This window comes from Cellulosimicrobium funkei, from assembly GCF_001019615.1.
Taxonomy (GTDB): Bacteria; Actinomycetota; Actinomycetes; order Actinomycetales; family Cellulomonadaceae; genus Cellulosimicrobium; species Cellulosimicrobium cellulans_E.
In genome coordinates this window covers 320,589-342,203 of the sequence record NZ_JNBQ01000002.1, presented here as the reverse complement: position 1 = coordinate 342,203, position 21,615 = coordinate 320,589, and the positions used below count along the sequence as shown (strand labels likewise).

20 protein-coding genes are annotated in these 21,615 nt (G+C 73.2%); 14 read left to right on the top strand and 6 right to left on the bottom strand.

The annotated features are described in order from the left end of the window. The first annotated feature begins 83 nt into the window (after nt 1–83). Nucleotides 84–503: a hypothetical protein gene (locus FB00_RS03950; RefSeq protein ID WP_047231504.1), complete on the top strand. Its 420-nt coding sequence runs from the start codon at nt 84–86 to the stop codon at nt 501–503. Between the two features lie 28 nt (nt 504–531). Here the strand turns inward: FB00_RS03950 and FB00_RS03945 are convergent, their stop codons facing one another. After that, nucleotides 532–993 (bottom strand): hypothetical protein, encoded by a 462-nt coding sequence (locus FB00_RS03945; protein WP_156186288.1) that lies wholly within the window; start codon nt 991–993, stop codon nt 532–534. Nucleotides 994–1,161: 168 nt separating this feature from the next. Further along, a complete protein-coding gene (locus FB00_RS03940) occupies nt 1,162–1,515 on the bottom strand; it encodes a hypothetical protein (RefSeq protein WP_047231502.1) in 354 nt (117 codons plus the stop codon). 140 nt (nt 1,516–1,655) lie between these two features. Between FB00_RS03940 and FB00_RS03935 the strand changes: the two genes are divergently transcribed. The 10 genes from FB00_RS03935 (at nt 1,656) to FB00_RS03890 (ending at nt 15,145) form a co-directional block, all read left to right on the top strand. Then, nucleotides 1,656–1,910 carry a hypothetical protein gene (locus FB00_RS03935; RefSeq protein WP_047231501.1) on the top strand — a complete coding sequence of 85 codons (255 nt, stop codon included), beginning with the start codon at nt 1,656–1,658 and terminating at the stop codon, nt 1,908–1,910. 477 nt (nt 1,911–2,387) lie between these two features. Then, nucleotides 2,388–4,553: a peptidase C14 gene (locus tag FB00_RS03930; protein WP_231581702.1), complete on the top strand. Its 2,166-nt coding sequence runs from the start codon at nt 2,388–2,390 to the stop codon at nt 4,551–4,553. A 73-nt stretch (nt 4,554–4,626) separates the two neighbouring features. Further along, the gene (locus FB00_RS03925) at nt 4,627–6,843 is read left to right on the top strand and encodes a peptidase C14 (RefSeq protein WP_197088735.1); all 2,217 of its coding nucleotides are present in this window, start codon (nt 4,627–4,629) and stop codon (nt 6,841–6,843) included. A gap of 266 nt (nt 6,844–7,109) precedes the next feature. Beyond that, nucleotides 7,110–8,495, top strand: coding sequence for a Gfo/Idh/MocA family protein (locus FB00_RS03920; RefSeq protein WP_047231500.1), 1,386 nt, complete (start codon nt 7,110–7,112; stop codon nt 8,493–8,495). A gap of 113 nt (nt 8,496–8,608) precedes the next feature. Then, a complete protein-coding gene (locus FB00_RS03915) occupies nt 8,609–9,883 on the top strand; it encodes an ABC transporter substrate-binding protein (protein ID WP_047231499.1) in 1,275 nt (424 codons plus the stop codon). Nucleotides 9,884–9,959: 76 nt separating this feature from the next. Beyond that, complete coding sequence (locus tag FB00_RS03910) at nt 9,960–10,913, top strand: carbohydrate ABC transporter permease (protein ID WP_082140951.1); 954 nt, start codon at nt 9,960–9,962, stop codon at nt 10,911–10,913. Next, entirely contained in the window at nt 10,910–11,830 is a 921-nt protein-coding gene (locus tag FB00_RS03905) for a carbohydrate ABC transporter permease (RefSeq protein ID WP_231581701.1), read from the top strand. The genes FB00_RS03910 and FB00_RS03905 overlap by 4 nt, the downstream gene beginning before the upstream one ends. A gap of 8 nt (nt 11,831–11,838) precedes the next feature. Further along, the gene (locus tag FB00_RS03900; RefSeq protein ID WP_047231498.1) at nt 11,839–12,906 is read left to right on the top strand and encodes an NAD-dependent epimerase/dehydratase family protein; all 1,068 of its coding nucleotides are present in this window, start codon (nt 11,839–11,841) and stop codon (nt 12,904–12,906) included. Beyond that, entirely contained in the window at nt 12,906–14,087 is a 1,182-nt protein-coding gene (locus FB00_RS03895) for a dihydrodipicolinate synthase family protein (RefSeq protein ID WP_197088734.1), read from the top strand. Before FB00_RS03900 ends, FB00_RS03895 begins: the two co-directional genes overlap by 1 nt. Continuing rightward, the gene (locus tag FB00_RS03890) at nt 14,084–15,145 is read left to right on the top strand and encodes a hydroxyacid dehydrogenase (protein WP_047231497.1); all 1,062 of its coding nucleotides are present in this window, start codon (nt 14,084–14,086) and stop codon (nt 15,143–15,145) included. Before FB00_RS03895 ends, FB00_RS03890 begins: the two co-directional genes overlap by 4 nt. Before the next feature lie 42 nt (nt 15,146–15,187). Here FB00_RS03890 and FB00_RS03885 read toward each other — a convergent pair whose 3' ends face one another. After that, nucleotides 15,188–16,216, bottom strand: coding sequence for a DMT family transporter (locus FB00_RS03885; RefSeq protein ID WP_052877412.1), 1,029 nt, complete (start codon nt 16,214–16,216; stop codon nt 15,188–15,190). A gap of 82 nt (nt 16,217–16,298) precedes the next feature. On the opposite strand from FB00_RS03885, the gene FB00_RS03880 reads away from it, so the two are divergent. Beyond that, nucleotides 16,299–17,216, top strand: a complete 918-nt coding sequence (locus FB00_RS03880; protein WP_047231496.1) for a LysR family transcriptional regulator — start codon at nt 16,299–16,301, stop codon at nt 17,214–17,216. A gap of 28 nt (nt 17,217–17,244) precedes the next feature. Here FB00_RS03880 and FB00_RS03875 read toward each other — a convergent pair whose 3' ends face one another. Beyond that, a complete protein-coding gene (locus tag FB00_RS03875; protein WP_231581700.1) occupies nt 17,245–17,640 on the bottom strand; it encodes a YybH family protein in 396 nt (131 codons plus the stop codon). 147 nt (nt 17,641–17,787) lie between these two features. Between FB00_RS03875 and FB00_RS03870 the strand changes: the two genes are divergently transcribed. Further along, nucleotides 17,788–18,249: a tRNA (cytidine(34)-2'-O)-methyltransferase gene (locus FB00_RS03870; protein WP_047231663.1), complete on the top strand. Its 462-nt coding sequence runs from the start codon at nt 17,788–17,790 to the stop codon at nt 18,247–18,249. 119 nt (nt 18,250–18,368) lie between these two features. Beyond that, nucleotides 18,369–18,701, top strand: a complete 333-nt coding sequence (locus FB00_RS03865) for a hypothetical protein (protein WP_047231495.1) — start codon at nt 18,369–18,371, stop codon at nt 18,699–18,701. 99 nt (nt 18,702–18,800) lie between these two features. Here FB00_RS03865 and FB00_RS03860 read toward each other — a convergent pair whose 3' ends face one another. Further along, nucleotides 18,801–20,396: a xylulokinase gene (locus tag FB00_RS03860; protein ID WP_047231494.1), complete on the bottom strand. Its 1,596-nt coding sequence runs from the start codon at nt 20,394–20,396 to the stop codon at nt 18,801–18,803. 1 nt (nt 20,397) lies between these two features. Then, nucleotides 20,398–21,588 (bottom strand): xylose isomerase, encoded by a 1,191-nt coding sequence (gene xylA, locus FB00_RS03855; RefSeq protein ID WP_047231493.1) that lies wholly within the window; start codon nt 21,586–21,588, stop codon nt 20,398–20,400. Nucleotides 21,589–21,615: the final 27 nt, after the last annotated feature.

Genomic DNA, 21,615 nt, shown 5'->3' with positions numbered 1-21,615 from the left:
CGCCGGCAGGCGCAGCGCGAGGATGGGGTCGACACATTCACCGTGACGATGGGACGCGCAGGTCGCCCTTATGGTGGGGCCCGATGGACGAGAACATCGCACAGCACATGCGCGACCGTCCTGCAGAGCGTGTGTGGCTCGTGTGGGACGCGGCGCCCCAACATGACTTCGATGGCGTCGCGTTGGCGGCCGGACTGAGGCCTCTGGGGGACTGCTGGATCGAGATTGATGCTGATCGCGCCGAGCAGGTACTCGCACATGTCCTGCGTACCGGCCTGGCCTATAGCGACGAACACATGCCCGAGCACCGAGCACGGCGGCTCGCTCGGGAGTTCATCCGCTCGTGCGGCACCGACGAGACGCGCTACGCCACGAACACGAAGGGCCTCCCGGGCAGCCACCTTGCCTCATGGATGCCCGCTACTGACTACACCATCGACGGCGGCATCGTGATCCTCGGGACGTCGCGCTCGGCGTGCTACTGGGTGGCTGACGAAGACTAGAACCGACCGATGACCGAGGAGTCACGCCCTAGCTCGACTCCAGACCATGGGCGTCGAGCCATGTGACGAGGCGCGCAGGCTCGGCGAGATAGGCGGCGCCGGCCCAGTGTCGCGACTCGACCCTGGAAGGCAGGTCGACGCGAACGACCTCGATGAGGCCGTCGTGCTTGTCGTAGAACTCGATGACGAAATCACCTGTGCACATGCACAGGAAGTCGGTGACCTCGGTGACCCGCAACGCGTCGATGAGTTCACCGAGGTCATCGACGCCGCTCGTCGAGGCTGTCCGGCCCCGGCGGAGGATCGAGACCCTCTTCAGCGTCGCATGATCAAGAACATCCTCGGCGGGGTTCATCGCGAAGACGAGGTATCCGCCGACCGTGATGTCCGCTCTGACTGCCCCGGCGAGCGCGCGATGCAGCGCTGCCGGGTCTGCGCTGGGAGGCCCCGAGAACCGCAGCACTGGTGCCTTCCTGGTCTTTCTCGCCACGGCGCTCAATCTACCCAGACGTGTGTCAGGCAAACGCCGAGCGCCTGGTCGTGGTATCCGCCGGGGAACAAGCCAGAGCGCGTCTTCCACGGTCGGTCCGACAGGCACACCCTTGTCCGCAGCGCGGGTGCCGAGCGGGATTGCCATCGCCTCTCTGCGGACTGGCGCTCATCTCCCTGCGATCCGTCGCAACACTTGACCCGCCTCGTCTCGCGAGATCCCCATGCGCACCTCGAACTCCCAGTCCTCGATCGCTTCGGGGCCGTAGCAGACCTCGGTCAGTGCGTTGACTATCGCGGAGCGATCATCAACGCTCAGGACGTACTGGTCGCGCGCGAGCCACTCCTCCAAGGGGCCGTCCCAGCCGTCAGGAGGAACCCGGTAGAGCCCCTTGTCGATGCACGTCGCGCACGCCCAGGCATCCTCGGAAGTCAGCCCGAGCCAACGAGAACGGTCCGCCGACTCCGCGGAGAGCGGTCCGCCGCACCAGTCGCAGTAGACCTGTTCCGCAGAGCTCGCCACGTCGGCAATCTACAGCATGGAGGCCCCGGCGAGGAGGAGCGCACCGGGCTGCGGGCTAGTGGTGAAGCGCCCGCCGATCGCCAGTCCTCCGCGCCCGGGGACGACACACGTCGAGCGACCGCCGTGCCACACTTCCGGCCATGGCCGATCGCGAACCCGACAAGCCATCGGGATGGTACGAGAGCTGGTTGCGGGACGTGGCCGGTGCGGCGCCGGTCCGCACAGGGCCGCTCTTCCTCGGCTGGGTGGGGGTCGTCTCCGTCGTCGCGGCGGTCGTGTACCTGATGGGAGGCCGGAGCGAGCCGGCATACATGGCTCCCATCGGAGTCGTCTCCATCCTCTACTGGTCCCTCGCGGTGCCCGCCTACGTGGCCAAGCGCTACCGCGGCCGATGAGCGATCACGGGTCGGGTCGGGCAGCGGCTCGCAGGTCGGCGCGTCGCCGCCCTGGCCCTGAACCGCGATCACACGAGCGGTCCGCGCAGGTCGCGTCGCATTTTGCTATGGCATTCAGGGGCCGCTCACACTCTCTCTGACCTGCATCGACACGCATCGTCCATCTCTTGACGATGCCATAGCATTTGGCTACTCTCCGAGAGTCCGGTTCACCGTCGCAACGACGCGCACGAACCCGCTGACCCCGACCCAGCACCGGAACCGCACGACCCCCGCAGCACCGCTCCCCCGGAACACCCCGCAGCCCCGGGCCGCCGGAGCCTTCGCGTCGCCCGCCCGCACGGCGTCCTCCCGACGTCCCGAAGGGTGCCCGAGTTGTCCACTCCCCGATCCCAGACCCGCCCCGCGTCCCCGACCCTCGGCCAACCCGAGCCGGCGGTCGACGCCCCGCCCCCGTCGCGGCGCAGCCTGCTGCGCGTGGCCGGTATCGCCTCCCTCGCCGCAGGCGCCGTCGCCCTCGGCACCGGCAGCGCCCACGCCACGCCCCTCGCCGGCGCACCGCTCGGCGCCAAGAACGACGACAAGCCCGACGCCGAGGTCCTCGTCGCCGCCACCGTCGCCGAGCTCACCGGTTGGAAGGCCAAGAAGGTCGACGACGGCACGGTCGCCCAGCTCCTCGGCCACGCCGCCGCGGGCGACGGCGCCGCCCGCCTCGTGCGCTACGACGCGAAGTCCACCGCCGCACCGAACGGCGGCACCGTCCTCGCCCCCGCCGACGCCACGACCACGGGCCGCTGGCACACCCTGCACACCGGCACCGCCGACTTCCGCTGGTTCGGCCTCTTCGGCCCGGAGAACCCCGCCGACGCCGCGCTCGACGCCCTCGTCGACGACCCGAGCATCACCCGCATCGAGGCCCACACCGACCTCAACTTCACCCGCCGCCACACGTTCACGCGCTCGAACCTCGAGCTCGACTTCGGCGGCAACACGGTCACGAGCGAGGGCATCGAGCGCAACGCGCACGACAACCCGTTCGGCGCGGTCCTGTTCTTCCAGGGGCGGGTGACCGACGAGACGCAGCAGCGCACGCTCGCCGCCACCCTCCCCGACCTCGCCGACGTCTTCGAGGTCGCGGACGCGGGCGCGTTCGCCGTCGGGCAGTGGTGGGCGCTGCGCTCGGACGAGCGCCCCGGGGGCGGAGGCGACGAGCGCGAGCTCCAGCGCCTCGTCCAGGTCACGCAGGTGCTCGACGCGACGCACGTGCGCGTCGACTACAAGAACGGCTGGGAGCTGCCCGCCGGGCGCGTGCTCACCTGGACGCGCGTCGAGCCCGTCGAGCAGGTGCACGTGCGCGCGATGACGTTCCACGGCTCCGGGCCCTTCGACGGCCCGGCGAACGGCGAGCTGCCCGACGACCGCGAGATGACCGGCTCCCACCCCGTCGCGTTCGAGTACGCGGTGCGCTGCGACGTCTCGGACGTGCACGGCCACCGCACGTGGTGGCCCGTGATCATGCGGCGCTGGAACACCCACTTCGTGACCGAGCGGTGCTCGGTCGCCAACCCCCCGACGGTCTTCTACGGCGGCGCCGGCTACCTCACGCAGCAGATCTACTGCCTGTACGGGCGGGTCTCCGACTGCACGAGCCACAACGCGCGGCACCTCAACGACCTCACGGCGTCGGCGTACTGCCTCGTGGAGAACTGCCACGGCGACGGGGACGACCAGGGCGGCAACCCCTTCACGACCCACGGCCAGTACGAGCACGACCTCGTGTTCGTCGGCAACAGCGGGCTCATGGACATCGCCAACTCGGGCGGCCAGTGGGGCACGGCGGCCAAGCGCATCACGGTCAAGCACCACACGTGCTCGTGGTTCGTCGCGGGCACCAAGATCACGGACCTCACGCTCGAGGACGTGCACGTCGTCGCACGGTCGACGTTCGACCCGCAGGCGACGCTCACGATCAACGCCGACGGCGCACAGGTGCGCGGCTGCACGGCCGGCTTCTTCGCCGTCGGGCAGCGGTCGTCGCTGTCGCGGCGCCCGACGGTCGTCGAGGACTGCGCGTTCGCGCTGCCCGCGGGGTCGGTGCTGCACCAGACGCCGGTGACGAACGCCGTGCACTTCGTCCGCACCCGGATCACGGGCGTGGACGGCACGATCCTGCGCGGTGCCGGTCCCGTGACGTTCACCGACTGCGAGCTCGTCGGCGGCACGGACGACGCGCCCGCCGCCCCGGTCGACCTCGGCTCGGCGGACGTCACCGTCACGGGCGGGTCGTGGCGGGGCGTGGGCGTGCGGCTCAGCGGCGCGCGCGACCAGCGGCTCGTGCTCGACGGCGTGCGCGCGTCGGGCACGACGACGGCCGGCGCCCTCGTCTCGCGCGGCACCGGCGCGGGCGCCGTGGACGTCACACTCCGCGGCGCCGACCTGCGGGCGACCGACGACACCGCGCACGTCGCGCTGCGGGCGGGCGACCGCTACGCCGCGACCGGGTCGCGGTTCACGGGCGGCCGCCTCGACCTGCCCGACGGCGTGCGCGTCCTCCATGCCCGCAACGTCGAGACCGGCGTCGACCGCACCGGGCTCCCGACGTCCGGCGACGGCGTGCTCGTCGACGCGAACCTCGTCGTGTGACCCACCCGGGCACCCGAACGTTCCTCCCCACCGACACCCGCGCCGTCGTGCACGGGCCGACGAAAGGACACCCATGACCCTCGACACCACGACCGAGCCGACGACGGCGGCGCCGGGCGAGGCCGCCCAGCCGCCCTCGCGGCGCAACCTGCTGCGCGTCGCCGGCATCGCCTCCCTCGCCGCGGGCGCCGTCGCCCTCGGCAGCGGCAGCGCCCACGCGGCGCCCCTCGCCGGAGCGCTCCCCACGGGCAAGAACGACAAGCCCGACGCCGAGGTCCTCGTCGCCGCCACCGTCGCCGAGCTCACCGGCTGGAAGGCCAAGAAGCTCGACGACGGCACGGTCGCCCAGCTCCTCGGCCACGCCACCCCCGGCGACGGCGCCGAGCGCCTCCTGCGCTACGACGCCAAGTCCACCGCGACCACCAACGGCGGCACCGTCCTCGCCCCGAGCGACGCCAGCGCCAAGGGGCGCTGGCACACCCTGCACACCGGCACCGCCGACTTCCGCTGGTTCGGCCTCTTCGGCCCCGACGACCCCGCGGACGACGCGCTCGACGCCCTCGTCGACGACCCCAGCATCACCCGCATCGAGGCCCACACCGACCTCAACTTCACCCGCCGCCACACCTTCACCCGCTCGAACCTCGAGCTCGACTTCGGCAACCACCTCATGACGACCGAGGGCATCGAGGACGCCGGGCAGGACGACCCCTTCGCGGCCGTGCTGTTCTTCCGCGGGAAGGTCACGGACGACGTCCGGACGAACACCCTCACGGCGACGATGCCGGAGCTGCGCGACGACTACGAGGTCGCGGACGCGTCGCGGTTCGAGGTGGGTCAGTGGTACGCGGTCGAGGTCAACGCGCTCACCGGCCGGTGGGAGCGCGAGCTCCAGCGCCTGGTGCAGATCACGCAGATCGTGGACGCCACCCACGTGCGCGTCAACTACAAGGCGGGCTGGTCGCTCGCGAAGGGCCGCACGCTCACGTGGACGCGCGTGGAGCCCGTCGAGCAGGTGCACGTGCGCAACCTCGTGTTCCGCGGACGACCTGACGGCGACCAGTACACCGGTTCGCACCCGATCGCCTACGAGTACGCGGTCCGCTGCGACGTGGAGAACGTGCACGGCGTCGCGACGTTCTGGCCGCTCGTCATGCGCCGGTGGAGCACGTTCTTCCGCACGGCGGGCTGCTCGCTGACCAACCCGGCGTCGGTCACGTGGGGCGGCGCGGGCTACCTGACGCAGCAGATCTACTGCAACTACGGGCACGTGGTCGACTGCCACACGACCAACGCGCGGCACCTCAACGACTGGACCGCGTCGTCGTACGGGCTGGTGGAGAACTGCCACGGCGACGGCGACGACCAGGGCCCGTTCGTCACGCACGGCCAGTACGAGCACGACCTCACCTACGTGGGGAACTCGGGCCTCATGACGTTCGCCAACTCGGGCGCGGCCTGGGGCGGCGCGGCCAAGCGCATCACGGTGACGCGGCACGTGTGCTCGTGGTTCGTCGCGCGCGTCAAGGTCACCGACCTCACGCTCGAGGACGTGCAGGTCATCCGCAAGGACGGCCTCGCTGGGTCGGGGATGCTGTGGGTCAACGCCGACGGCGTGCAGCTCCGCGGCTGCCAGGCCGACGACACGCTGATCATCTCCCAGGCCTCGGCGCTGTCGAAGCGGCCCAACGTCATCGAGGGGTCGCGGTTCGCGGTCCTGCCGGACACCGCGATCACCCAGGCGAACGTCACGAACCCGGTGCACCTCGTCCGCACGACCCTGAACGGGCTGAAGAACGCCTCGTTCGCCGGGAAGGGCCAGGTCGTGCTCGACGCGTGCACGCTCGAGGCGGCCGAGGGCGAGGGGACCGTGACGGCGAGCGGCGACCTCACGGTGCGCGGCGGCGTCGTGCGCAACGTCGCGATCGTCGCGGCGGGCGCAGCGGAGCAGACGATCCGGCTCGACGGCGGTGCCCGGCTGGAGGGGAAGCCCGCGGGCGGCAGCTTCCTGCGTCGGGCGAAGGCGGACAAGCCGGTCACGTGGGCGCTCGACGGCGTCCGGAGCACCGCGCCGTCGGGTGACACTGGACACGTGAACCTAGACGCCGGTATCAACAAGTGGTCTGCCACGGGCTCGACCTTCGCGGGCGGCAGCCTCGCGCTCGCGCCGTCCGCGCTGGGCGGCGACTCGTACGCCCTGCACAGCGGCAACGTCGAGCAGGGCGTCACCCGCACGGCGTTCCCCGAGGACGGCGACCGCGTCGTCACGACGGGCAACCTCGTCGTCTGACACCAGCCCGACGGCACCACCCGCCGAACCCGGGATCGCTCCCCAGGACGCCTTCACCCTGGGGAGCGATCCAAGGTTCGGCGGGCGGGGGGAGCCGCGGCGCGAAGGTCACAACTCCGCATCGCGTCGTGCGCGAGTTAACACGAGCGCCGATCTGGCGTAACATCGGCATGGCAGGCTTGCTATAGCAAATAGCAAACGAGGCCTGCCAGGGCCGGGAGACCCCCGCCCCGCAGGACCATCGCAACGGAGCAAGGACCGCACACGTGACCCCGAACCCCCAGCCTGTCACCGTCGCCCTCGTCGGCGCCGGCAACCGTGGTCAGACGTACGCGCGCTGGATCGCCGAGCACCCCGACCGTGCCCGTCTCGTCGCCGTCGCCGACCCCCGACCCCACCAGCGCGGGCTCGTCGTCGACCAGGCCGTCGCGGCGCAGGCCGGCCTCTCCGCAGCCCACGCCCTCGCCTCGGGCACCGAGTCGGGCGCGACGCTCGCTGTCGAACCGCGAGTCGAGCTCCCGCAGGTCGCGGAGTTCGCCGGCTGGCAGGACCTCGTCGCCGCGGGCGACGCCGACCGGGCCGCCGGGGGCACGGGCCGGCTCGCGGACATGGTCATCGTCGCGACGCAGGACCGCGAGCACCGCGACCCCGTCGTCGCGCTCGCGCCGCAGGGGTACGCGATCCTCGTCGAGAAGCCGCTCGCGCCGAGCCCGGAGGAGTGCCGGGACGTCGTGGACGCGGTCGAAGCGTCGGGCGTGCTCTTCGGCGTGTGCCACGTGATGCGCTATATGCCGTACACGGACCTCGTGAAGTCGGTCGTCGACTCGGGCGTCCTGGGCGAGATCGTCAACGTCCAGCACCTCGAGCCCGTCGGCTGGTGGCACGACGCCCACTCGTACGTCCGCGGGCCGTGGCGCTCGGAGAAGACGTCGAGCCCGATGCTGCTCGCGAAGTCGAGCCACGACCTCGACTGGATCCGCTACGTCACCGGCAAGCGGATCACGACGGTCGCGAGCTTCGGCTCCCTCAAGCACTTCCGGCCCGAGGAGCGCCCCGCGGGCGCGGCGGACCGCTGCCTGGACTGCCCGCTCGAGCCCACGTGCCCGTACTCGGCGCCGCGCCTCTACCTCACGACGCTGCGCGAGCAGGGCCCGATCTGGCCCGTCTCCGTCATCACGGACGCGACCGACGAGGCGGGCGTCGTCGAGGCCCTGCGCACGACCGACTACGGCCGCTGCGTCTACGGCTCCGACAACGACGTCGTCGACCACCAGGTCGTCGCGATGGAGCTCGAGGGCGGCGGCGCGGCGACGTTCACCATGACCGCGTTCTCCGAGCAGGACCACCGCAAGACCCAGATCTTCGGCACCCACGGGTGCCTCGACGGCGACGGCGAGAAGGTCCGCGTGACCGACTTCCGCGACGGCAGCGTCACCGTGCACGACGGCGGCCACCACGGCGCCACCAACGCCGCCGACGACCACGGCGGCGGCGACTCGGGGGTCATGGACGCGTTCGTGCGCGCCGTCGCGACGGGGGACCCGAGCCACGTCCGGTCGGGCGCCGTCGAGTCCCTCCAGAGCCACCTCGCCGTGTTCGCGGCCGAGGAGTCGCGCCACCGGCGCACCGTCGTCGACGTCCCGGCCCGCTGACGCGTCCGGCGCGACGACCGCACCACCCCGCACCTCCACAGCACCACACCGCACAGCACCACCCCACCCCCCACCCGCCCACCCCGGCGGGACCTCACCAAGGAGACACGTCGATGACCCTGCGCACGACGAAGCGCCTCTGGACCGCCGCTCTCGCGGTAGGCACGCTCGGCGCGCTGAGCGCCTGCGCCGGCGGTGCCGGCGCCGGCAGCTCCACCCCCACCCCCGAGGACGGCGCCGCGTCCGGCTCCGTCACCATGTGGACCTACCCCGTCATTGCCGACGAGGCCGCCCACAAGGCCTTCTGGGACGAGCAGGTCGCCGCCTTCCAGGAGGAGAACCCCGACGTCGACGTCAAGGTCGAGATCTACCCGTGGGCGGGCCGCGACGAGACGCTCGCGACGGCCATCGCGGGCAACAAGGGCCCCGACGTCGTCTACCTCATCCCGGACCAGATCCCCAAGTACGGCAAGTCGCTGGCCGCGGTCGACAACTACGTCACCGACCAGGTGGGCGACCTGCGCGAGAACGCGTCGAAGGCCGTCACGGTCGACGGCGCGATGCTCGGCTCGCCGCTGATCATGAACAGCAAGCCGCTCGTGTGCAACGCCGCGGCGTTCGAGGCCGTCGGCGAGGCCGGCAACTACCCGGAGACGTGGGACGACCTCATGGCGCTCGCGCCGACGTTCCAGGCCGCCGGCTACGACGTCACCAACTACTGGGGCTCGGTCGACGCGACGCTCAACGAGTCCTTCTACCCGCTGCTGTGGCAGGCGGGCGGGTCCGTCTTCTCCGAGGACGGCTCGTCGGTCGCGTTCGACTCGCCCGAGGGCATCGAGGCGCTCCAGTTCGCGGTCGACCTCGCCGAGGGCGGGTACATCGAGAAGGACCTGCTGACGACGATCCCCGCGTTCGAGCAGACCAACACCGCCAAGGGCAAGATCGCGTGCACCTGGCAGCAGGGCCCGGCCGACGTCGCGGGCTTCTGGGGCGAGGAGAACGTCGTCGTGCTCCCGCCGCTCAAGCAGGCCGAGGCGGTCGCGTTCGGCACGGTCGGCTCGCTGTCCGTGCTCAAGACGGCGGAGAACCTCGACGCCGCGGGCAAGTGGGCCGCGTTCGCGACCTCGCCCGAGGTGAGCACCGAGTACGCGAAGGCGGCGGGCTGGTTCTCGCCGTACGAGAGCGAGTCGGGCCTCTACGCCGACGACCCGGTGCTCTCGGCGCTCGAGGACACGCTCCAGTACACGACCGCGGGCGAGGTCAACGAGAAGTCCCGTGAGGTCATGGGCGTGCTCGCCCCGGAGATCCAGGCCGCGCTCATCGGCGAGAAGACGCCCGAGCAGGCCCTGAAGGACGCGGCCGCGGCGGCGAACCCGCTGCTCGGCTGACCGACGTCGCGGCGCGGGCGGCCCTCCCCCTGGCCGCCCGCGCCGCGGCACCCCTCGCGGTACGAGAGGAGAACCCATGACCGCGACCGCCCCCACCTCGGACGGGCTCACCGCCGACGGGGCCGACCGGCGCCCGGCGCCGAAGCCCCCGCGCGGCGGCACCCGCCGCGTCCTGGAGCGCCGTGAGGCGAGGATCGGCCTGCTGTTCGCCCTCCCCGCGTTCCTGCTGTTCCTGCTGTTCCGGTTCGGCCCCGCCATCGCGGGCGTCGCGCTGAGCTTCTTCGACTACACCATCGGCGTCGGCGCCGAGTGGACGGGCGTCGAGAACTTCCGGCGCATGGTCGACGACCCGATCTTCTGGTCCGCGCTGCGCGTCACGGTCGTGCTGAGCCTGCTCATCGTCCCGGTGTCGCTCGCGATCTCGACGTTCATGGCGCTCATGGTGCGCCGCTCGTTCCGCGGCTCCGGCTTCTACCGGTCGGTGTTCTTCCTGCCCGTCGTCACGAGCCTCGTGCTCGCCGCGACCGTGTTCACCTGGGTGTTCTCCACGAACGGCCCGTGGTCCAAGCTCATGGGGGCGCTCGGGTTCTCGACCGACTCGTGGCTCGGCGACACGCTGCTCGTGCTCCCCGCGCTCGCGATGGTCGCGATCTGGTCGCGCTTCGGGTACGGGATGCTCATCCTCCTCGCCCGCATGCAGGACCTGCCGCGCGAGCTCGAGGAGGCGGCCGCGATCGACGGCGCCGGACCGTGGAAGCGGTTCTGGTTCATCATCGCGCCCCAGCTCAAGCCGACCCTGTTCTTCCTCGCCGTCATCGAGACGACGGCGTCGTTCCAGATCTTCGACCTCGTCTACGTGATGACCGCCGGCGGACCGGCCCGGGCGAGCTACAACCTCGTCTTCTACATCTACGACCAGGGCTTCAAGTACTTCGACCTGGGCTACGCGAGCGCGCTCGGCGTCGCGCTGTTCGTCGTCACGCTCGTCGTCGCCCTCATCCAGCGCTACGCCATCGGGAGGGACAAGTGACCGCCGTCGACCCCACCACCACCGGGCGGGTGCTCGAGGGCGCCGCGATGCCCGTGCGCCCCACCGCGACCCGCCGCCGGCGCGGCCGCAAGGGCGCGAGCGACCTGTCGCTGCGCGGCAAGGTGCTGCGCTACGTCGTGCTCTCGCTCGCCGCCGTCGTGACGATCTTCCCGTTCTACGCGATGGTCGTGCTGTCGCTGAAGCCGGCCGCCGCGATCGACTTCCCCGCGTCGCTCCTGCCGACGAACCTCACGACCGAGGCCTACGACCGCGTGCTCGGCGCGGGCAACATCGGCACCTGGCTCGTCAACACGCTCGTGTACTCGGTCGTGTCCGTCGTCGCGGTGCTGCTGCTCGCGTCGATGGCCGGCTACGCGTTCGCGAAGAAGAAGTTCCCCGGGCGCGAGGCGATGTTCTGGTCGTTCCTCGCGATGGTCATGGTCCCGTACCACGTGACCCTCATCCCGACGTTCATCCTCATCGCCCAGGCGGGCGGGCTCGACACGTACTGGGGCCTGATCCTGCCGACGCTCGCGAACGCGCAGGCCGTGTTCCTCATGCGGCAGTTCATCCTCGACCTGCCCGACGAGCTGTTCGAGGCCGCGAAGCTCGACGGCGCCTCGGAGTGGCGCATCTTCCTGCGCATCGTGCTGCCGCTGTGCAAGCCGATCCTCGCGACGCTCGGCACGTTCGTCTTCCTGTGGCACTGGAACGACTTCCTGTGGCCGCTCATCATCGGCCAGGGCACCGACCACTGGACGCTGACCGTCGGCATCGCCTCGCTCCAGCAGCAGGACGTGCCGCTCAACATGGTGCTCGCGGGCGCCACCATCTCGTTCGTTCCGATCTTCGCCTCGTACCTCGTGGCCCAGCGCTTCTTCGTCGAGGGCGTCACCTCGTCCGGCATCAAGGGATGACTCACCACATGACCACGCAGACCAGCACCACCGCCCCGGCCGCCCTCAAGGCCCCGACGTCCGTCGCGGAGCTCGAGGAGCTGCTCACGACGCCGTCCCCCGCCCTCGTGGAGGACCTCGCCGCCCGCTCGGGCGACCTCGTCATCCTCGGCGCGGGCGGCAAGATGGGCCCGAGCCTCACCGTCCTCGCCCGCCGGGCGCTCGACGCGGCCGGGCGCACGGGCGACGCCGTGCACGCCGTCTCGCGGTGGTCCGACGCCGCGCAGGCGGACCGTCTGCGCGACGCCGGGGTGAACGTCGTCGCGGCCGACCTGCTCGCGCCCGACGCCGACCTCGCGTCCCTCCCCGACGGCGCCGACGTCGTCTACATGGTGGGCGCCAAGTTCGGCACGTCGTCCGCGCCGTCGCTCGCGTGGGCCGCGAACGCGGCGCTCGTGCACGACGTCGCGCGCCGCTACGCCGACTCGACCATCGCCGCGTTCTCGACCGGCAACGTCTACCCGCTCGTGCCCGTCGAGTCCGGCGGGTGCTCGGAGGAGCACCCCGTCGGGCCGGTCGGCGAGTACGCGATGAGCTGCCTCGGCCGCGAGCGCGTGCTCCAGCACGCCGCGCTCTCGCGTGGCACGAAGGTCGTGACGATCCGCCTCAACTACGCCGTCGACCTGCGCTACGGCGTCCTGTTCGACGTCGCGTCGCCGATCCTCGCGGACGAGCCCGTCGACCTCACCACCGGGCACGTCAACGTCGTGTGGCAGGGGTACGCGAACGAGGTCGCGCTGCGCTCGCTGGGCCTCGCGTCGTCGCCCGCGACGGCGATCAACCTCACCGGCCCGGAGACGGCGTCCGTGCGGCGCCTCGCGGAGCTCCTCGGCCGCGGCCTCGACCGCGAGGTGTCGTTCACGGGCGAGCCCGCCCCGACGGCGCTGCTCAACGACGCGACCCGCTGCCACGAGCTGTTCGGCTACCCGCAGGTGCCGCTGCGCACGCTCGTGGACTGGCAGGCGCAGTGGCTCGCGGCCGGCCTGCCGACGAGCGGCAAGCCGACGAAGTTCGCCGTGCGCGACGGGGCGTTCTGATGACGGCCTCCACCGCCGCGGCGCCGGCCACCCCGAGCCTCGCCGACGACGTCGCCGCGCTCCTGCGCGCGGGGACCGTCATCCCGGCCCAGCCCCTCGCGCTCGATGCCGACCGCCGCCTCGACGAACGCCGCCAGCGCGCGCTCACGCGGTACTACCACGCGGCGGGCGCGGGCGGCGTGGCCGTCGGCGTCCACACGACGCAGTTCGAGATCCGCGAGCACGGGCTCCTGCAGCCCGTGCTCGAGCTCGCGGCCGAGGTGTCGCGCGCGACGGTCGCGGGCGACGCGCCCGCGGGCTCGCTGCACGCCGGGCCGCGCCCGCTCGTCCAGGTCGCGGGGGCCGCCGGCGACGTGCGCCAGGCCGTCGCGGAGGCGGAGCTTGCCGCGGGCCTCGGCTACGACGCGGTGCTGCTCGCGCCGCGCGTGCCCGGTCTCGCCGGCTCGCGCGAGGAGGTCGAGCGCGTGCTGCTCGACCGCGCCCGCGCCGTCGGCGAGGTGCTGCCCGTCATCGGGTTCTACCTCCAGGAGGCGATCGGCGGGCCGCGCCTGTCCGTCGGCTTCTGGCGCGAGTACGCGTCGATCGAGGCGGTCGTCGCGATCAAGGCGGCGCCGTTCCACCGCTACCGGACCATCGACGTGCTGCGCGGCGTCGCCGCGTCGGGGCGCGGCGACGAGATCGCGCTGTACACGGGCAACGACGACGCGATCGTCGCGGACCTCACGCAGCGCCTCGACGTCCCGGTGACCGACGCCGAGGGCCGCGCCTCGACCTTCACGGCCCGGTTCGTGGGCGGCCTGCTCGGGCAGTGGGCGGTCTGGACCCGGGGCGCGGTCGAGACGCTGGCCCTCGCGCACGCCGCGCACGGCATCGGCCCCGAGGGCGGGGCGACCGTGCCCGACGCCGCCGCCCTCGCGACCCTCACCGCGCGCGCGGCCGGCCTCACCGACGCGAACGCGGCCGTCTTCGACGCGGCGCACGACTTCGCGGGCGTCATCGCGGGCGTCCACGAGGTGCTGCGTCGCCAGGGCCTGCTCGACGGCATCTGGTGCCTCGACCCGGACGAGACCCTCTCCCCCGGGCAGGCCGACGAGCTGACGCGCGTGACGGCGTCGTACCCGTGGCTCGCCGCCGCGGACGACGCGCTCGTCGCGGAGCACCTCGAGGCCTGGCTGCGATGACCGGCGCGCCCGGCGTGGAGACCGTCGCGGGGCCCGGTCCGGGGACCGCGGCCCGCGCGGTCGTCGCGGTCGCGCCGTGGCTGCGCGCCGAGCTGTTCGCCCCCGACGCGTGGGAGCGCCTGGCCGGCGCGGGACCGTTCGACGTCGTCGACGACCCGCGGGCGCTCGGCGCCGCGCTCGACCGGCTGAGCCCCGCGGCGCGCGAGCGCGTCGACGCGCTCGTGATCTCGTGGGGCACGCCTCCCCTGGACGCGGACCTCCTGGACCGGCTCCCCGGGCTGCGGCTCGTCGCGCACACGGGCGCCTCCGTCAAGCCGTTCGTCACGCCCGCGCTGTGGGCTCGCGGGGTCCGCGTGACGCAGGCGGGGCAGGCCATGGCGCGCCCGGTCGCGGAGGTCTCGGTGACGTTCGCGCTCGCGCTGCTCCACCAGGTCCCCGCGTTCCACAACGCCCTGCACGACGGCGTCCCGTGGGCCGACGCCGAGGCCGCACCTCCGCGGTACGAGATCGCGGGCACGCGTGTCGGCGTCGTCGGGGCGTCGCGCACCGGACGCGCCGCGATCGCGATGCTGCGCGCGCTCGCCGCGGAGGTCGTGGTCGCCGACCCGACCCTCTCCCCCGCCGACGCGACCGCGCTCGGCGCGACGCTCGTCGGTCTCGACGAGCTCCTCGCGACGAGCCGCGTGACGATGCTGCACGCGCCCGTCCTGCCCGAGACGCACCACCTGCTCGGCGCGCGCGAGCTCACGCTCCTGCCCGACCACGCCGGGCTCGTCAACACCGCGCGGTCGTGGCTCACGGACGAGGACGCGCTCGTCCGCGAGCTCGCGAGCGGGCGGATCAGCGCCGCGCTCGACGTCTACGACGCCGAGCCGCTGCCGGAGGACCACCCGCTGCGCCGCCTGCGGAACGTGCTCCTCACGCCGCACCATGCCGCTGCGACCGTGCAGGGCCGGCTCGCGCAGGGCGAGATCGTCGTCGACGAGCTCGCCCGCTTCCGCGCCGGGGAGCCGCTGGTCCACGAGGTGCGCGAGGCCGACCTCGACCGCATGGGCTGAGCCCGCGGGGGACCGTGTCGGGGCGGGCCGTCCCGGGGCGGGTCAGGCTCCTGGGTCCGGCACCCGAGGCGCCGGGCCGAACCTCCGCCGCGGGAGCGTCGCGACCGCGACCCCGGCGAGGCACAGCGCGCCGCCCGCGAGCGTGACGACGGCCGGCACCTCGTCGAGCACGAGCCAGGAGAGCACCACGACGATCGGCGGGACGAGATAGGTGGTCGCCGCCGCGCGACCCGCGCTGAGGCGCGAGAGCGCGTACCCCCACGTCGTGAAGGCGACGGCCGTCGGGCCGAGCCCGAGGAGCACCACGGCCCACGTGGACGACGCGGGAGCCGACCCCGCGTCGGCGGCGAGCGCCGGGGCGAACGGCAGGAGCGCGACAGTGCCCGCGAGGCACCCGACCCACGTCATCGTCAGGGCGTCGACGCGTGCGAGCAGCCGCTTCTGCGACGTCGCGGCGCCCGCGTAGAGGACCGCGGCCGCGAGCCCGAGCGCGACCCCGACGACGTCGCGCTCTCCCGACGACGTCGCCGCGGCGATGATCGCCACGCCCGCGAACGCCGCCGCCATGCCCACGAGGAGCCGGCGCGGGAAGCCCTCCCCGAGCAGCAGTCCTGCGAGGACCGCGACGAGGACGGGCGCCACGTTGACGAGCAGCGCCGTGGTCCCCGCGTCGAGGTGCTGCTCGGCGGCGTTGAGCGCGAGGTTGTAGAGGCTGAACCACCCGACGCCCCACGCGAGGACGGCGACGAGCACGCGACCGCGTGGGAGGACGGGTCTCGCACCGCTGCGCAGCCACCGGACGGCGACGATCGCCGTGAGGCCGACGCTGCCGGCGAGCTGGCGGCCGAGCGCGAGGGACCCGGGCTCGTAGTCGTGGCCTGCGGCCCGGACACCGATGAACGCCGATGCCCACAGCAGGACGGTCACGGCCACGGCGAGGACGACGGGCATCGCGGCACGACCGGCCGACCCGCGAGCGGGGGGCGGGCCCGACCGGTCAGAGGCCGCCGCGGGGGCGGCGGGCCGGACGGCGTCGACGGGCGTGGTCGTCGGGGTCTCGGGTGCGGTCACGCGTCGATCGTCGCCCCAACCCACTGTTCAGCACCAGCGAGATTTCCTACCCCTCGATTCAGTCTCGCTGTAGCGTGGAGGGATGCTCGACGTTCATCGCCTCCGGATCTTCCGCTCGGTCGTCGCGAGCGGGTCGGTCCAGGCCGCCGCCACCACGCTCGGGTACACGCCGTCCGCCGTGAGCCAGCACGTCGCCGCGCTCCAGCGCGAGACCGGTCTGACGCTGCTCGAACGAGCCGGGCGCGGCGTGCGGCCCACCGCGGCGGGGCTCGCGCTCGCCGCCCAGGCCGACGGCGTGCTCGCGCGCCTCGGCGAGGCGGAGGCCGTCGTCGCGGACCTGCGAGCGGGCCGCACGGGCTCGCTCTCGCTCGCCTACTTCGCGTCGGTGGGCGCCGCCTGGCTGCCGCACGTCGTGCGCCGGCTCACGGCGGACTTCCCCGGCGTCCGGATCGACCTGGAGCTGCGCGAGACCATCCCCGACGACCCCGACGCGCGCGCGGACGTGCAGCTCGTCGTCGCGCCGCGCGGGTTCGACCCCGGGAGCGGCTTCCGGTCGCACCACCTGCTCGACGACCCGTACGTCGTCGTGCTGCGCGACGACCACCACCTGGCGCCCCGCGACGAGGTCGAGCTCGCCGCGCTGCGCGACGAGCGCTGGGTCGACAACGACTTCGCGCGCGGCTGGTGCCGCCGCAACCTCGTCGAGGCGTGCACGGCCGCCGGGTTCAGCCCGCCGTTCCACGTGGAGGCCCACGACTACCCGACCGCGATCGCATTCGTCGGCGCAGGGGTCGGGGTCACGGTCCTGCCCGCGCTCGGCGCCGCGCACCTGCCTCCCGGGCTCGTCGCCGTCCCGGTCGTCCGCCCCGCGCCGGTGCGCTCGATCCACGCCGTGCTGCGCGACGCCGTCGTCGGCACGCCCCCGGCCCGGGCCGTGCTCGACACGCTCCACCAGGTCGTGGGCGCACGTGTCGATCTGGTGGGTTCCCGTTCGACCTGAGGACGAGAGGGTCGGGAGGTGGTCCGGCTTATGCCCCGTCGGACGCCGTGTACGACCGGCCGGGCCAGTACGGCCACTCCTCGAAGCGCTCGACGCGCCCGTCCGGGGCGAACCGGAGCACCCACAGGTCGCGGTACTCCTGCATCTCGGGCGCGAGGTACCGGACCTCGAGACGCACGACGGCGTCGTGGCCCTCGACCGCGACGGGCTCCGCGGTCACCGTGAAGGTCGCGCCCTCGTCCGCAGTCCAGAAGCCGCGGATCGCGTCGTGACCGCGCAGCGGCTCGTCGTCGTAGGGCGAGCGCAGGTACGTCGCGTCCGGGGTGAACAGCCGCTCGACGGCGGTCGTGTCGCTCGCGCGCCACGCCTCCTCGTACGCCGCGACCCAGGCCGCCACGGCCACGCGCTGTTCGCTTCCGGGCACGGGTCCTCCTTCGTCGGTCGTCGTCGACCCGTCCGACGCTACCTCTCCCGCGGCGCTGCGAGAATCGGGGGGGTGAGCGAGACCCCCGACCCCGGCACCGACTGGCGACCGCACGTCGCCGACCCGGCCGCCCGACCGCCGTCGACCCTGCCCCACGTCGTGTTCTACGAGCCGCGCATCCCCGGCAACACGGGCAACGCGATCCGCCTCGCCGCGGTGACCGGGGCGCGCCTGCACCTCGTCGAGCCGCTCGGGTTCGACCTGGACGAGCCCAAGCTGCGGCGCGCGGGCCTGGACTACCACGACCTCGCGAGCGTCGAGGTGCACGCGGGCCTCGACGCCGCGCTCGCGACCCTCCCGGGCCGGGTGTTCGCCTTCACGACGCGCGCGACGACGTCGTTCACCGACGTGACCTACCGGCCCGACGACGTCCTGCTGTTCGGCCCCGAGCCGACGGGCCTGCCCGACGAGGTGCTCGCCCACGAGCGGATCACCGACCAGCTCAAGATCCCCATGCTGCCCGGGCGCCGCTCCCTCAACCTCACCAACGCAGCGTCGATCGCCGTCTACGAGGCGTGGCGGCAGACGGGCTTCGCCGGGGGCGCGTGAGGGAGACCGCGTACCGGGTACGGGTCACGGGCCGGGTTTTCCCGGATGCCGGGGCGCGGCGCGACGAGGTGGACTGGGGCCGGGCCGGGCAGGCCCACCACCCCGAGCGAAGGAGCTCCATGCGAACCACACGCCAGCGCGCCCTGGTCGTCTCCGCCCTCGTCGCCGCGGCCGTCGCCGTGGCACCGTCCGCGGTAGCCGCGCCGTACGACGGCGGACCCTGCACGTTCGACGTGACCCGGACCGGGAACGTCTTCACCGTCAGCGCGGGCACGTGCGACTGGGTCCTGCTCGAGGTCTACGGCAACGCGTACGGGATGAACCTCAACCGGTCGGTCTCGACGACGTCGGTCGCGTCGGTGGAGATCGCCGGACCGGTCTGGGGCGTGACCGGCGCCGCCGCGGTGGGCCGCAAGGCGGGCGTGACGGGCCCCGTCGTCCGCGTGCTCTGACCACCCCTCCCCCGGCCCCCGCTGAGTGCATGAGATAGTCGCGTCCGAGGGTCTCGGACGCGACTATTTCATGCACTCAGCGGGCGGGGCGGGTCCAGGTCAGACGAGGTCGCGGACCGCCGCGTACTGCTCGCGGATGGCCGGGACCGGGTCGGCCTCGACCACCGTGGCCGACGACGCGGCCCAGGTGGGCGGGGCGACGTCCGCCCCGGAGCCGCCCGCCGCGTGCGCGGCGAGGACCCAGGCCGCCTGGCGCGCGGCGCCGTCGGCCACGTACTCGCCAGGCTCAGGGACCGTGACGGGCAGCCCGAGGACCTGCGGCGCGATGCGCCGGACCGCCTCGGACTGCGCGCCGCCGCCGATGAGCTGCACGCGCTCGACCCGGACGCCGAGCGCCCGCAGCGCGTCGAGCCCGTCCGCGAGGCCGCACAGCATGCCCTCGACGTACGCGCGCGCGAGGTGCTCCGGAGTCGACGTGCCGAGCCGGATGCCGTGCAGCGTGCCGGACGCGTCGGGGCGGTTGGGCATGCGCTCGCCCTCCAGGTACGGCACGAGCACGAGCCCGTCCGCGCCGGGGGGCGCCTGGAGCGCGAGCCGCGACAGCCCCGCGTGGTCGACGCCGAGGACGGCGCGCGCCGCGTCGAGCACCCGGCTCGCGTTGAGCGTCACCGCGAGCAGCAGGTAGCGGCCCGTCGCGTCGGAGAACCCGTTGACGAGGCCGGAGCCGTCCGCCGTGCGGTCGTCGGTCACCGCGGACACGACGCCCGACGTCCCGATCGACACCGCGACGTCGCCCGCGACCATGCCGAGGCCGAGGGCCGCGCCCGCGTTGTCGCCCGCACCGGGGCCGAGCAGCGTGCCGCCCTCGACCGCGCTGCCTGCGACCGAGGCGTGCGCGACGCCCGCCACGGCTGAGGGTGCGACGACGCGCGGCAGCACGACGTCCGTCCGGCCGAACGCGAGTTCGAGGAGATCGAGGCGGTACGCGCCCCGGCCGTCGGGACCGTCGTCCCTGGTCGCGTCGTAGTAGCCGGTGCCCGACGCGTCGGACGCGTCGGTGACGAGCGCGTCGAGGTCCGGGCCGAGCGGCGCGGACTCGTCGCCCGCCGGGCCGTACCCCGCGATGCGCCACGTGAGCCAGTCGTGCGGCAGCGCGACGGCGGCGACGCGCGCCGCGTTCTCCGGCTCCGCGTCGCGCAGCCAGCGCAGCTTCGTCACCGTGAGCGAGGCGACCGGCACGGACCCGATCGCGTCCGCCCACGCCTGGGCGCCCGCCTCGGTCGCGGACTCGACCCGGTCGTGAGCGTCGGGGACGCCCTCGGCGAGGCGGGCCTCGCCGAGGTCACGGATCAGGTCGCGCGCCGCGGGCGCCGAGCGCGTGTCGTTCCACAGGAGCGCGTCGCGCACGACGTTCCCGTCCGCGTCGAGCGCGACGAGGCCGTGCTGCTGGCCGCCGACGGCGAGCGCCGCGACGTCGTCGAGCCCGCCCGCCGCGGACGCGGCCTCGCGGAACGCGTCCCACCACGCGTCGGGGTGGACCTCCGTGCCGTCGGGGTGCTTGGCCGAGCCCGTGCGCACGAGCGCGCCCGTCGCGGCGTCGCGCACGACGACCTTGCAGGACTGCGTGGACGTGTCGACGCCGGCGACGAGCGTGCGCTCGCCGCCGGCGTCGGACGTCCTGGCGTCGGTCGTCACCTCAGCCGATCAGGTGCTCGAGCGCGAGCTGGTTGAGGCGCACGAAGCCGAAGTCGCGGTTCGCCGCGGCGTCGACGTCGAACTCCTCGTACGCGCTGCGGTCCGCGAGCAGGTCGGCGACCGACTCGCCCTCGCCCAGCGTGGGCTGGCCGAGCTCGAACACGCCGGAGTGCGCGAACGCCTCCTGGACGCGGCTGTCGGCGCGGTACGCCGCGGCCTTGCGCGCGAGCAGGCGGTAGGTCTCCATGTTGGCGCGCGCGGAGTCCCACACGCCGACCTCGTTCTCGGTGCGCGACGGCTTGTAGTCGAAGTGGCGCGGGCCCGTGTACGTGGGGCCGCCGTTCGGGAAGCCGTTCTCCAGCAGGTCGACCGTGAAGAACGCGGAGAGCAGGTCGCCGTGGCCGAACACGAGGTCCTGGTCGAACTTGATCGAGCGCTGGCCGTTGAGGTCGATGTGGAAGAGCTTGCCCGCCCACAGCGCCTGCGCGAGGCCGTGCGTGTAGTTGAGGCCCGCCATCTGCTCGTGGCCCGTCTCCGGGTTGAGGCCCACGATGTCGCCGTTGTCGAGCTTCGCGATGAGGCCGAGCGCGTGGCCGATGGTCGGCAGGAAGATGTCGCCGCGGGGCTCGTTCGGCTTGGGCTCGAGCGCGATCTTGAGGTCGTAGCCCTTCTCCTTGATGTACGCCGCGGTGAGGTCGAGGCCCTCGGCGTAGCGCTCGTGCGCGGAGTGCAGGTCCTTGGCGCCGTCGTACTCGGTGCCCTCGCGGCCGCCCCACATGACGAACGTCTTGGCGCCCAGCTCCGCCGTGAGGTCGACGTTGCGCAGCACCTTGCGCAGCGCGTAGCGGCGCACACCACGGTCGTTCGACGTGAGGCCGCCGTCCTTGAACACGGGGTGACTGAACAGGTTCGTCGTCACCATCTCGATGACGAGGCCCGTGTCCTCGGCGGCCTGGCGCACGGAGTCGAGGCGCTTGGTGCGCTCGGCGTCGTCCGCGCCGAACGGCACGACGTCGTCGTCGTGGAACGTGAAGCCCCACGCGCCGAGGTCGGCCAGGCGGCGCACGGACTCGGCCGGGTCGAGCGCGGGACGGCTCGCGCTGCCGAACTGGTCCTGCGCGGTCCAGCCCACGGTCCACAGACCGAAGGAGAAGTTGATGTCTGTGTCGTGTCGGGTGGTCTCGTCGGCCACGGTGGTCTCCTCGTCGAGAGGGCCGTG

Excerpts from the sequence above, each read along its gene's own strand:
- FB00_RS03950 (WP_047231504.1), top strand. The coding sequence starts at position 84 with ATGGACGAGAACATCGCACAGCACATGCGCGACCGTCCTGCAGAGCGT.
- FB00_RS03935 (WP_047231501.1), top strand. The coding sequence starts at position 1,656 with ATGGCCGATCGCGAACCCGACAAGCCATCGGGATGGTACGAGAGCTGG.
- FB00_RS03925 (WP_197088735.1), top strand. The coding sequence starts at position 4,627 with ATGACCCTCGACACCACGACCGAGCCGACGACGGCGGCGCCGGGCGAG.
- FB00_RS03915 (WP_047231499.1), top strand. The coding sequence starts at position 8,609 with ATGACCCTGCGCACGACGAAGCGCCTCTGGACCGCCGCTCTCGCGGTA.
- FB00_RS03910 (WP_082140951.1), top strand. The coding sequence starts at position 9,960 with ATGACCGCGACCGCCCCCACCTCGGACGGGCTCACCGCCGACGGGGCC.
- FB00_RS03900 (WP_047231498.1), top strand. The coding sequence starts at position 11,839 with ATGACCACGCAGACCAGCACCACCGCCCCGGCCGCCCTCAAGGCCCCG.
- FB00_RS03895 (WP_197088734.1), top strand. The coding sequence starts at position 12,906 with ATGACGGCCTCCACCGCCGCGGCGCCGGCCACCCCGAGCCTCGCCGAC.
- FB00_RS03890 (WP_047231497.1), top strand. The coding sequence starts at position 14,084 with ATGACCGGCGCGCCCGGCGTGGAGACCGTCGCGGGGCCCGGTCCGGGG.
- FB00_RS03880 (WP_047231496.1), top strand. The coding sequence starts at position 16,299 with ATGCTCGACGTTCATCGCCTCCGGATCTTCCGCTCGGTCGTCGCGAGC.
- FB00_RS03865 (WP_047231495.1), top strand. The coding sequence starts at position 18,369 with ATGCGAACCACACGCCAGCGCGCCCTGGTCGTCTCCGCCCTCGTCGCC.